This is a genomic window from Virgibacillus salinus (assembly GCF_900102415.1).
Classification (GTDB): Bacteria; Bacillota; Bacilli; order Bacillales; family Amphibacillaceae; genus Lentibacillus; species Lentibacillus subterraneus.
Window position 1 is genome coordinate 764,698 of the sequence record NZ_FNKD01000002.1, and the last position, 12,133, is coordinate 776,830.

Below are 12,133 nucleotides of genomic sequence, written 5' to 3' on the forward strand. Positions count from 1 at the left end.
ATTAATACCTCGGCTTTCTTGAATTAATTTCATTTAAAAAACTTATATAGTGCTCATACCGCTTATTTGAAATCTCATCTTTTTCCACAGCTTGTTTCACAGCACATTTTGGTTCTTTATTATGCATACAGCCTCGAAATTTACAGTAAGGCTTTAGCTCATTTATTTCTGGAAAGCATTCATCTAATTCATTTGCTTCAATTTCATTGAAATCAAGTGTGCTAAACCCAGGTGTATCAGCTACTAGCCCATCACCCACTTCTACCAATTCAACATGTCTTGTTGTATGTTTACCTCTTCCAAGACTCTTTGAAATATCATCAGTCTTTAATTGCAGTAATGGATTAATTGCATTTAAGAATGATGATTTTCCAACGCCGGACTGACCGGCAATAACAGATACATTATTGGAAAAATAACTTTCCAGTTTGCTTAATTCATTTAGGTTTTCTTTGGAAGACAGTAGTTCCACTTCATAGCCTATTTGCTGATACTCCCTTACATAGCCATCAATAAACTGTCGTTGCGATTCAGAGATAATATCCTTCTTCGTAACAAAAATGATTGGCTTAATTCCCTTCGATTCAATTAAGACAAGAAACCGATCTAATAACAAAGGATTAAAGTCTGGCATAGTAGCAGAACTAACAATGATCGCTTGATCAATATTTGCAACTGGTGGCCGTATCAATTCGTTCTTCCTTGGCTTTACTTCCATTACATAGCCCTCGTCAGGATTATTCTTATCAAAAACTACAAAATCTCCAACTAGTGGGGTTATGTTTTTTTTGCGAAAAACACCTCTTCCTCTGCATTGGTGCACTTCACCGTCAGACTTCACATAATAGAATCCGCTTATCGCCTTTATAATTCTGCCTTCTGCCATTTACTCACCTTCTACATCTTCATATCGAATCGATTTGTCAATATATACATTTCCATCACGGACAACTTTATATTGTGCAATACTATCTGGGTTTATAGTTAATGTAATGTTATATTCCTTGTCTTCGGTTATCGTTTCATCTATTGCAACATCTGATATCTTACGGTTTGCATCACCAATATAGATTTTAACACTCTGCTTTACTGGTTCATCCTGATTCTCTGACTCTTGACTATCGGGATTATAAACAACAGTAAATGTTTCAGAATGGTTTTTAGGTGGTTTTTCCTCAGCACCTTTCGAAATATACAATTTGACTGTATCACCTTTCTCCATTTCGGTTCCAGTTGTGGGGTCCTGGCGGATAACTTCGCCCTCAGATACGGTCTCTGAATATTCTTCTTCTATATTTGCAGACAGACCCTGGTCTTCTAAAGCAGTTATTGCTTCTTGCTCCGTCATTCCTTCAAGGTTATCCAAATAAATTGGTCTCTGCCCTTTACTTACTTCAAATATTACCTTTGTCTCACTTGGCACAACTTCTGTACCTGGCGATGGCTCAATTTGACCAATAATAACCCCGGGTTTATTATCATCAAATATTTCAAATTGTCTAAAATCCGTATATCCCTTAGATTCAAGTAGGGATTTAACCTGATTATAGTCTTCACCTACATAATCACCAAATGCCACTTTCTCTTTACCTTGGCTAACAAATATTGTAACGAGTGATTCTTCTTTCACTGTACTTCCGGTCTGTGGATTTGTTTTAATAACAATATCCTCTTCAACATCCTCTGAATACATTAACTCACGCTCAGTTTCTAAATTAAGATCTCTAAGTTCAGTTAATGCTTCTTCATATTCCATATTTGTAACATCAGGAATAACGACATCTTTTGGCTGGAAAGCAGAAATTATGAAGTAAGCTGCTATTCCTATTCCAAATAAGGCAAATAAAATAATGAAAAAAATAAGCCATTTTTTCTTTCGCTTTCGATTGCCTGTTTTAGAATCAGATTGATTATCATTATTATTTGTGAAATTTTTGGTACTTTCGTTTGCTTGATGGACAAGTGTATTATCATGCACATTATCTTGAAGCTGATTATCCGTAATGATGGGAATTGCTTTTGTTTCTTCTCCTGCTTCACTAGGCGGTACATACTTTTCTTCATCAATTCTATCCGGATCGAGTGCAGTTTCTAGTCCATCTTCTAAATCATATACCGTATCATAACGATGAAATGGATCCTTAGCAGTTGCCTTAAGAACAATATTCTCAACGCTTTGCGGTACATCAGGGTTAAACCTTTTTACGGAAGGCGTATCGTTTTGCAAATGTTTTAACGCTATTGAAACTGGTGACTGCCCCGAAAATGGTAAACGTCCTGTCAACAGTTCAAATAATACAATTCCTAGTGAATAGACATCTGATTTTTTGGTTGCCATACCGCCACGTGCTTGCTCTGGTGACAGATAATGTACAGAACCAAGGATTGAATTCGTCTGTGTAAGTGAAGTTGCACTCAATGCCACAGCAATGCCAAAATCAGTCACTTTAACCCGTCCATAAGAATCTATTAGAATATTTTGCGGCTTAATATCCCGGTGTACAATATCGTTAGCATGTGCATGCGAAATTGCTGCTGTCACTTGTTTCATAATATCCAATGCTTCTTGTACATCTATTGGACCATAACTCTGTATGTATTCTTTAAGTGTCATCCCGTCCACATATTCCATAACCATATATAAAATATGATCTTCTTCACCTACATCATATATATTTACGACATTTGGATGTGAAAGGCTTGTCGCTGACTGGGCTTCTCGGTCAAAACGGGCAATAAATTCTTCATCATTTGCATAATCCAATCGTAATACTTTAACTGCAACATCACGATTTAAAATCGTATCATTCGCTAAATAAACATTGGCCATCCCACCACCGCCAATAGTTTCGCCAATCTGGTAACGATCATTTAACAGGTGACCTTTTAACACTACGACTCACCCTCTTTCTCTGTTGAATCATGGTGTACAATAACAAGGGAGATATTATCCTCCCCACCCCGTTCGTTTGCAAGCTTAATCATCTCGTTACCTGATGATTCCAGTCCTTTTTCCAGTTGAGTAAACTGGAATAGTTCTTTATCTGTTACCTTATTTGTTAAACCATCAGAACACAGCAAAAGTTTATCGCCATGTTCCCAGCCAATTGATTTTGTGTCAGCTATAATGTTTATATCAGTACCCAATGCCTTTAATAATACATTTTTTCGAGGATGTTGTTCTGCGTCATCTTTACTGATTTGCCCCGATCGAACAAGTTCATTAACTAATGAGTGGTCCTCCGTTAACTGCTTAAATCCAGTTTCATTTAATATGTAACCGCGACTATCACCAACATGTGAAATGGTTGCAAAATTTTCTGTACAAACAGCTATAACTACGGTTGTCCCCATCCCCTGGCATTCTTCATCGGTATTTGCCTGTTCAAAGATGGAATTGTTTATTTCCTGTATTGATTTTGATAACCATACTTCGGTTTCTTCAGGAGAATTTAATTGATTACATTCCTCCCATTTTTTCTGAATAACTGATGTTGCCATCTGACTAGCTACATCACCTGCTTGATGTCCTCCCATACCGTCAGCCACAATTACCAGCATTTGATCACTTTGATTATAAAAGACTCCCCCGGAATCCTCATTGTGGTTTCTGATTTGACCCTTATCTGTAAGAAATTTTCCTTTCATCCTATCACCCCATAAAGCAGTGCTACTTTTTAATAGCAAATTTTTATTAAACCTTTGTAAGTCTTGTTAGAAAAAAGCCATCTGTGTAAAATGTTTGTGGATATATCTGCAAGCCCATCTCTGTAATCCCTGGTGAACCTGTTATCATTGCTGGCAAATCTTCAAACAAGGACGTGTCTAAGATGAAATCGGAGTTTTTCTCTAAAAAGGCCTCTACTACATCTTCATTTTCTTTTTTATCTACTGTACAAGTACTGTAGATTAACAATCCACCCTTTTTTAACAATGGTGCTATATGTTCTAGTATATCACTTTGAATTTCTGATAATTGGTAGATATCCTTTTCCTGTTTATTATATTTTATATCTGGCTTTCCTCGGATAACACCTAGTCCTGAACATGGGGCGTCAACAAGAATCCTATCAAAACTTTCTTTTGCATGTTTTTCTTGTAATTTTCTTGCATCGCCTTGTTTAGCATCAATTATCGTTAAATCCAATACAGCAGCTTTGTCTTCAATTAGTTTTGTCTTCTTGGCATGCAAGTCATACGCATCAATTGACCCTTTGTTTTCCATTTTTTCTGCGATATGTGTAACTTTACCACCTGGCGCACTGCAAGCGTCCAACACGTCCATTCCTGGTTTAGCATGAAGCATTTCTGCAACGAGCATGGAGGTTTGATCTTGGATTGTTAGATATCCTTCAGAAAATAACGCCGTCTTTAAAATATTTCCCTTATCAATAATGATTCCCTGGCTTGAAAATTCTGACTCTCGTGTTTCGAATCCGAGTTTATCTAGCTCATCCAACGCCTTTTGTCGAGAAATTTTTAGAGGCTGAACACGTACAGTTAATGCTTTTCTCTTAAGATTAGCTTGGCACATATCGCGTGTAATATCATTACCATACATCGAAATCCAACGCTCTACAAGCCATTCTGGATGACTTGTTTCAATTGAAATACGTTTAGAAGTACTTTCTATTGTAGATGTATCAGGTACTCCTTTTCGTTGGACACTTCTAAGAACACCATTTACAAATGAAGCAATTCCTTTATGTCCTCTCGTTTTAGCAATTTCAACAGCTTCATGAATAACCGCATGATCTGGCACTTTATTTAAAAAAGTCATCTGATAGACAGACATCCTGAGTACCATTCGGACCCACGGCTGAATTTTTTTCTTTTTATCAATAAAAGCAGCTAAATAATAATCTAACGTTAACTTACGCTGAATAGTACCATAGACAATTTCAGTTAAAAGTGACTCATCTTTTGGTTCAATTTTTCTTGACTTTATTTCATTATTAATTAACAAATGGCTATAGCCGCTATCCTGCTCAATTCGTAACAGCAAATCAACAATAGCTTTTCTTACTTGATAGTTACTCATTTAATCACCCATTTTTATGCCAGTTTTTATACGATCAGAAGATCCCTGAAGGTATTGCTTGACGGTCATACGTTTTTTACCTGCTGGTTGAATTTCAGTAATTCGAACTCCTTTTTGATTACCACATACTACTACAAAAGCTTCGTCGTCAATACCTGCAATTTCCCCTGGAGATCCTTTATATTCCGTATCATCCGGTTCTCCCCACCAGATTTTCATTACATTATTTTGATAAGTCGTAAATGCCACTGGCCAAGGATGCAGCCCTCTTATTTGGTTATAAACCGCATCATTACTCTTATTCCAATCTATTTGCTCCTGTTCACGCTTTATGTTTCTTGCAAATGTTGCTTCTTCATCATTCTGTTTAGTAGGTTGTATGCTATTATCGAATACTCGCGGCAATGTATCAATTAATAAGTTTGCCCCTGTTCTGGATAACTTATCATGCATTGTCCCAACATTATCCACTGTTGTAATTGGCTCAGGTCGCTGTGTAAGTATATCACCTGCATCAAGCTTTTCAACCATGTACATAATTGTTACACCTGTCTCTTCTTTACCTTGCAAAATAGCATAATGGATTGGAGCACCACCTCTTAATTCCGGTAATAATGAAGCATGCACATTAATACAGCCAAACTCAGGTGCCTTCAGCAATTCATTCGGTAACAGTTGTCCAAATGCTGCAGTTACAATTAAATCAGGCTCATATGCAAGTATTTTTGTATATTCATCTTTTAATTTTACAGGTTGAAGTACAGGGATTCCATGTTTTTCGGCTTCCGCCTTTACTGGAGTTGGTGTTATTATTTTTTTTCGACCTTTTGGACGGTCTGGTTGTGTCACAACTAATACGATTTCATATTCCGCTTGTACTAGTGATTGTAGAATTGGAACTGAAAAATCAGGTGTTCCCATAAAGACTATTTTTTTCATCAGCTAGTACTCCTTTCTACATCAATTGATACGGTTGCATGTCTACTGTAATCAAAAGATCATTTTTTCGAACCTCATCATCAAATTGACGAATAATTTTTCTTATTAATGTTCTTAAATTCGGTTCATTCTTGTATTTTATCATGCATTGATAGCGATATCTATCTTTCATACGTGCTATTGGAGATGGTGTTGGACCTAGGACAACTGTCTCCTCATTGCTGATATTGTTCAGAAGCAACTGAGCAATTCGCTGTGCTGTTTGAACGACTGTAACATGATTTTGATGTGAGACGGTAATTAATGTAAGAAAAACATATGGCGGATATTGAAATGTTTTTCGTGTACTCATTTCATTCTTATAAAATTGCATGAAATCGTAGTTACTTGCTAGTTCAATACTATAGTGCTCGGGTGTATATGTTTGGATAATTACTTCACCAGGCAAATCGTGTCTGCCTGCCCGACCGCTTACTTGTGTCAACAGTTGAAATGTTTTTTCAGAGGAACGAAAGTCTGGTAAATGCAACATTGAATCAGCCGTTAGAACACCAACTAACGTTACGTTTTCAAAATCAAGACCTTTCGCAATCATTTGTGTTCCTAATAATATATCCGCTTCTTTATCAGCAAATTGGTTTAGTATTTTTTCGTGAGATCCTTTTCTTCTGGTTGTATCGACGTCCATCCTAACGATTCTTGCTTCTGGGATCAACTGTGTCAATGACTCTTCAATCCGTTGTGTTCCAGTTCCAAAAAAGCGGATTAAGTCACTTTTGCATGATGGGCAATTTGTCGGCATTGACTCTTCATAAGAACAATAATGACACTTTAATTGGCTGCTGTTCTTATGGTATGTAAGTGCAATATCACAATGTGGGCATTCGTTTACATGACCACAGTCTCGACACATAACGAACGTAGAATACCCTCTTCTATTTAATAACAGTACAATTTGTTCCCCGCGTTGTATGCGCTGCTCTATATTCTCCTTTAGACTTCTTGAAAACATCGAACGATTTCCTTCGTGGAGCTCGTTTCTCATATCAACAATATTAACCTTAGGCATTTCTTTTTCATTCGTTCGTTTCGATAACGTAGCTAGCTTATATACACCCTTTTGCGCTCGTGCAAATGATTCCAGCGTTGGGGTTGCACTTCCCAATATAACTGGACAACGATGATTCTCACCACGGAAAATAGCTACATCTCGTGCATGATAGCGCGGCTGATCCTCCTGTTTATAGCTATTTTCATGCTCTTCATCAATAATTAGGATACCCAGATTTTCAAACGGAGCAAAAATAGCTGATCTTGCACCAACAACAACTTGAACCTCTTTTCGATGAATACGACGCCATTCATCATATTTTTCTCCGTTTGATAGCGCACTATGTAAAACTGCTACGTTTGAACCAAATCTACCTTTGAATCGTTTGACCATCTGTGGTGTGAGTGATATTTCCGGTACAAGTACAATTGCCTCCTGTCCTTTTTCAATCACATCCTGGATTGCCTGCAGATAAATTTCAGTCTTGCCGCTTCCTGTTACACCATGAATCAGAAAAACATCATGCTTTTCATCTCTAATATGTTCTTGTATAGGTACAATTGTCTCTTGCTGCTGCTCTGTTAAGGTCAAGGCAGTTGTCTGTTCAAATGATTTATCGTCATATGGGTTTCGATAGATCTCTTTCCTGTTTGATTTTAGCAATTCTTTATCTAATAACGTCTTAACAGTAGAACTAGTTGTATTAAACTTTTTGGTTAATACACTTTGTTCTATCTCCTGTTGGTTATCGATAAAAAAGGCAAGCAGTTCTTTTTGTTTTCTGGCATTTTTGGATAAATCCTGAATTGCTTCTTCCAAAAGGTGAGGCTCATGATTAGGCGCAATAGTCGTGACATGTTTTTTGGTTATTTTTGACTTAACAAGATAATTAACAACAACATCCCCATCCTGTACCGCCTTTTGAATTTGTGAATAGCTGACTGCTGAGCCTGTTAGTTCTTCATACGCCACAAAGTCCCGCCCTGCGAAAAAGGATTCCAGTTCATCCGATAAAGGACCATCTGTCACCCGCTCTAACTCTTTTTTATATTGTGCTTTCATAACCTGTGGAAGCATGGCCTGAAACGCAGTAATATATAAACTTAATGTCTGGTTTGCCAGCCATTTACCCAAGCCTATTAATTCATCTGTTAGAACTGGCGTTAAATCAAGGACATCACTAATATTCTTTAGTTTATCAAAAGATGATTCACCTGTTCGCCCGACTACAAACCCCATGATCTTCCTTGGTCCAAATGGGACAATAACGCGCATTCCTACCTTAAGAATATCCTGAAATTGCTCTGGAATCTTATAATCAAACGTTTGATTTATGGAACTGGCCGGAACATCTACTATCACCTTGGCTATATTCACTTCACTTCACCCTTTATATCACGGGCAATAAAAGCCATTAACTGATTAGCGACTTCATGCTTGGATGTTAAAGAAATCTCTTCTGGCTGCTCTAATTTATTTACATATGTGACAATATTTGTATCCCCGCCAAAGCCTGCTCCATCAACTGAAACATTATTTATGACAATAGCATCCAGGTATTTTTTATGTAATTTACTGATACCATTCTGAAGTGCATTTGATGTTTCAGCTGCAAATCCTACTAAAAATTGATCCTGCTTCACATCACCAAGGGATTGAAGGATATCTTTCGTCCTCTCCATTTCAATCTGCCAGTCATTAGGCTGCTTTTTCATTTTGTCACCATAAATTTGTTTCGGACGATAATCAGCTACTGCTGCCGCTTTAATCACAATATCATTTGCCTGAAAATGCTGATGCATTATCTCAAACATTTCTGCAGCTGTTGTTACGTCGATTCTATTAATATTTTTATTAGAGGTTTCAAGATTTACAACACCCGCGACAAGCGTTACTTCTGCCCCCATATTCGCAGCGGCTTCAGCAATGGCAAATCCCATTTTCCCAGATGATTTGTTGGTGAAGAAACGAACAGGATCAACCTTCTCCTGAGTAGGACCAGCTGAAACCAATACTTTTTTACCGGTAAATAATGTATCCCTTCCCTGGTGTTCTACGACAGCATCAATAATACTTTCCGGCTCTTCCAGTCGTCCCTTTCCAACGTATCCACACGCAAGATAACCTGCGCCAGGCTCTATAAAATGGTATCCCCATTTATCCAACAGCTTCATATTCTTAATTACTGCAGGGTGCGCGTACATATGAACATTCATAGCTGGAGCAATATAAACGCTGGCCTGAGTCGCAAGTAAAGTAGTTGAAAGCATATCATCAGAGACACCATTGGCCATTTTTCCGATAATATTAGCTGTTGCCGGAGCAATTATCGCAATATCCGCCCAATCAGCTATATCAATATGAGCTATTTTAGCAGGGTTTTTTTCATCAAATGTATCTGTATAAACAGGGTTCCTGGATAAAGCCTGAAAAGTTAAAGGTGATACAAACCTTGTTGCGCTTTCTGTCATCATCACCTTAACATTTGCACCTTGCTGTGTTAATTTACTTGTTAACGCACATGCCTTATATACGGCGATGCCACCTGACACTCCCAAAAGTATATTTTTATTATGTACCATACCTGCACCCCTTACCTGACTTAAAGTTACTATTCCTAGTTATAACATAATAATTAGCGATTATTAATAATGTACTCCCTATCAGTAATAGAAAATTTATACTTTCTCCTTTGCCAAACAAAACCCCCGCAATTGTCTGAATAGCGAGGGTCGTTGTGATTATTTACTATCTTCTTCTTTTACAAATAATTTTTCTGCGAGAATTTCTTCAAGTGCAACCCCAACAAGCTTATGCGATTTTGGGTTTTCGATTAACATATCTTTCGCATAACGCATTTCTCTTGCCCGTCTTGCTGATAAGGTTACAAGGGTATATTTTGATTTAATCTTTTCCTGCAGTTCATCAATAGATGGCTCTAACATCATTTCATTTCATCCTCCAATAGCTGTTTATATTGTTTTGCAATTCGATCCCGTTTACAATGCTCACTTTGAATAATGGACTGTATTTTTGAAACTGCTGAATCGACATGATCGTTTACGACAACATAGTTATACGCATCCATCATTTCAATTTCTTTCCGTGCTTCACGTAATCGCTGCAAAACTAATTCCTTGGACTCTGTTCCACGACTGACAATTCGATTCTTCAACTCTTCCAAACTAGGCGGGAAAAGAAAAATAAATACACCTTCCGGAAAATTCTCTTTTACCTGCATAGCACCTTGTACTTCAATTTCAAGAAAAACGTCGTGACCGTCTGCCAGTGTATCTTCAACATATTTTCTTGGAGTCCCATAATAATTATTAACAAATTGAGCATATTCTAACAGCTGTTTCTCTTCTATCAGCGTTTCAAACTCTTCTTTTGACTTATAAAAGTAATCAATGCCTTCAGTTTCGCCAGCCCGTTTTTCTCTTGTTGTCATGGAAATAGAATATTTTAAGTCATTTGCTTTCTCAAAAAGTTCTCGCCTAACCGTTCCTTTTCCTACACCTGATGGACCGGATAGGATAAACAATATACCCTTTTCATCAATCAAAATAGTTCCTCCTAGTCATTCATCTGAAATTTCTTCATGACTTAAAACACGTTGTCCAACAGTTTCGGGCTGAACAGCAGATAGAACAACATAATCACTATCTGTAATGATCACTGCTCTTGTACGTCGTCCATAAGTTGCATCTACAAGTTTATTGTTATCACGTGCCACTGTTATAATTCGTTTTATCGGTGCCGATTCCGGTGATACAATCGATATAATCCGATTGGCAGAAACGACATTACCAAACCCTATATTAATTAATCGTAAGCTCAAAATTGCTCCCCCTTAAGTATACTAGCCTTAGTAGCTTGTTAATTATGAAATTACTCCTCTTTCTATGATATAGCTCTTTCTCTCTTTATAATACGACTATTATAAGTAAAATGGAATGCAAAATTCAAATGTTTACTCTATATTTTGAATTTGTTCTTTAATTTTCTCTATTTCACTTTTCAATGAAACAATCCATACTCCGATTTTAGCATCGGTGGATTTCGATCCGACAGTATTTGCTTCCCTATGCATTTCCTGCATAATAAAATCCAGTTTACGTCCAACCGCATCATTTAGTTCTACTGTTTCAAAAAAGTGATCAATATGACTCTGAAGTCTAGTGATCTCCTCGGTTATGTCACCCTTTTCGGCGAGAAGCGCAATTTCCTGATGCATACGTGTCTGATCAATTACATCATTTTCACCAAGATAGTTGTAAATTCGAGACTGGATACGGTCACGATATTCCTCAATCACACTTTCACGACGAGTTTGCAGATGGGAAACCGTTTCTTGAATTTCAAGCATTCTATTACGTACATCCTTTAGCAGAAAGGCCCCCTCTTCTTTCCGCATCAACAGCAATTGTTCACACGCACGCTTCGTACTTGTTGTGATGAAATTTTTTAGTTCATCGGAATAATTCTCTGTCTCCTGAACAGAAAATAAATCAGGAATCTCCGGCATGATCGTAACTGGAATTTCTCCAGCAAGGTTATACCGTGCTTTAGCACTTTTAATTTGGTCTATGTATTTGTCCATCAATTCCCAATCAGTATAAAGTTCTTTTTGGACAAGTCCATCTCCCTGAACATTTATATATACTTCCATTCTGCCTCGTTGAAAGTACGATTGAAGTATTCTCTTGATTTTATCCTCCAGAAACAATAAAGAACGGGGAATTTTCGCAGTGAAATCCAAAAAGCGGTGATTCACACTCCGTATCTCTACGGTCACAGTCGTATTACCAAGGTGAAATACATCCTGACCATACCCCGTCATGCTCATTACCATATTTATCACATCCATCAATTAGAAACACTATATTTCCTTATTATAACAGTCCTTTACAAAAAAATAAAAACCCATCTATTATACTAATTCGATTTTGAAGTTAAACCAGTTGAAATGTAATTGCTATTGGTGGTTGCCGGGAATGTGCCCGCCTTCCGTGAAATCCTCGTTCTGTCGCTCTCTGTAGGAACTCGCCAGCCAGTGTTTTCGCAGGATGTCTCACAAATTCCCATCAAAGTTCTTCTGC

The 12,133-nt window shown here is 37.4% G+C and carries 11 protein-coding genes; all 11 read right to left on the bottom strand.

Annotated features, from left to right (window positions below; translation table 11 throughout):
* Position 1: 1 nt before the first annotated feature.
* A complete protein-coding gene (rsgA, locus tag BLS02_RS10700; RefSeq protein WP_092492996.1) occupies positions 2-886 on the bottom strand; it encodes a ribosome small subunit-dependent GTPase A in 885 nt (294 codons plus the stop codon).
* Positions 887-2,893 carry a Stk1 family PASTA domain-containing Ser/Thr kinase gene (gene pknB, locus BLS02_RS10705; protein ID WP_092492997.1) on the bottom strand — a complete coding sequence of 669 codons (2,007 nt, stop codon included), beginning with the start codon at positions 2,891-2,893 and terminating at the stop codon, positions 887-889.
* Positions 2,893-3,648, bottom strand: coding sequence for a Stp1/IreP family PP2C-type Ser/Thr phosphatase (locus BLS02_RS10710; protein WP_092492998.1), 756 nt, complete (start codon positions 3,646-3,648; stop codon positions 2,893-2,895). Before BLS02_RS10710 ends, pknB begins: the two co-directional genes overlap by 1 nt.
* A gap of 46 nt (positions 3,649-3,694) precedes the next feature.
* Complete coding sequence (gene rsmB / locus BLS02_RS10715; RefSeq protein WP_092492999.1) at positions 3,695-5,041, bottom strand: 16S rRNA (cytosine(967)-C(5))-methyltransferase RsmB; 1,347 nt, start codon at positions 5,039-5,041, stop codon at positions 3,695-3,697.
* Positions 5,042-5,980 carry a methionyl-tRNA formyltransferase gene (gene fmt, locus BLS02_RS10720; RefSeq protein ID WP_092493000.1) on the bottom strand — a complete coding sequence of 313 codons (939 nt, stop codon included), beginning with the start codon at positions 5,978-5,980 and terminating at the stop codon, positions 5,042-5,044.
* Between the two features lie 16 nt (positions 5,981-5,996).
* Positions 5,997-8,408 carry a primosomal protein N' gene (gene priA / locus BLS02_RS10725; RefSeq protein ID WP_092493001.1) on the bottom strand — a complete coding sequence of 804 codons (2,412 nt, stop codon included), beginning with the start codon at positions 8,406-8,408 and terminating at the stop codon, positions 5,997-5,999.
* Positions 8,405-9,613: a bifunctional phosphopantothenoylcysteine decarboxylase/phosphopantothenate--cysteine ligase CoaBC gene (gene coaBC, locus BLS02_RS10730; RefSeq protein ID WP_092493002.1), complete on the bottom strand. Its 1,209-nt coding sequence runs from the start codon at positions 9,611-9,613 to the stop codon at positions 8,405-8,407. The genes priA and coaBC overlap by 4 nt, the downstream gene beginning before the upstream one ends.
* A gap of 159 nt (positions 9,614-9,772) precedes the next feature.
* On the bottom strand, positions 9,773-9,979 hold the full coding sequence (rpoZ, locus tag BLS02_RS10735) for a DNA-directed RNA polymerase subunit omega (protein ID WP_281243709.1): 207 nt from the start codon (positions 9,977-9,979) through the stop codon (positions 9,773-9,775).
* Positions 9,976-10,596 carry a guanylate kinase gene (gene gmk / locus BLS02_RS10740; RefSeq protein ID WP_092493003.1) on the bottom strand — a complete coding sequence of 207 codons (621 nt, stop codon included), beginning with the start codon at positions 10,594-10,596 and terminating at the stop codon, positions 9,976-9,978. Before gmk ends, rpoZ begins: the two co-directional genes overlap by 4 nt.
* Positions 10,597-10,611: 15 nt before the next feature.
* Positions 10,612-10,872 carry an extracellular matrix/biofilm regulator RemA gene (gene remA, locus BLS02_RS10745; protein ID WP_092493004.1) on the bottom strand — a complete coding sequence of 87 codons (261 nt, stop codon included), beginning with the start codon at positions 10,870-10,872 and terminating at the stop codon, positions 10,612-10,614.
* 132 nt (positions 10,873-11,004) lie between these two features.
* Complete coding sequence (locus BLS02_RS10750; protein WP_092493005.1) at positions 11,005-11,886, bottom strand: YicC/YloC family endoribonuclease; 882 nt, start codon at positions 11,884-11,886, stop codon at positions 11,005-11,007.
* Positions 11,887-12,133: the final 247 nt, after the last annotated feature.

Bases quoted from the DNA above. Each gene is read 5' to 3' on its own strand.
- rsgA (WP_092492996.1), bottom strand. From the start codon at position 886: ATGGCAGAAGGCAGAATTATAAAGGCGATAAGCGGATTCTATTATGTG.
- BLS02_RS10710 (WP_092492998.1), bottom strand. From the start codon at position 3,648: ATGAAAGGAAAATTTCTTACAGATAAGGGTCAAATCAGAAACCACAAT.
- rsmB (WP_092492999.1), bottom strand. From the start codon at position 5,041: ATGAGTAACTATCAAGTAAGAAAAGCTATTGTTGATTTGCTGTTACGA.
- fmt (WP_092493000.1), bottom strand. From the start codon at position 5,980: ATGAAAAAAATAGTCTTTATGGGAACACCTGATTTTTCAGTTCCAATT.
- coaBC (WP_092493002.1), bottom strand. From the start codon at position 9,613: ATGGTACATAATAAAAATATACTTTTGGGAGTGTCAGGTGGCATCGCC.
- rpoZ (WP_281243709.1), bottom strand. From the start codon at position 9,979: ATGATGTTAGAGCCATCTATTGATGAACTGCAGGAAAAGATTAAATCA.
- BLS02_RS10750 (WP_092493005.1), bottom strand. From the start codon at position 11,886: ATGGTAATGAGCATGACGGGGTATGGTCAGGATGTATTTCACCTTGGT.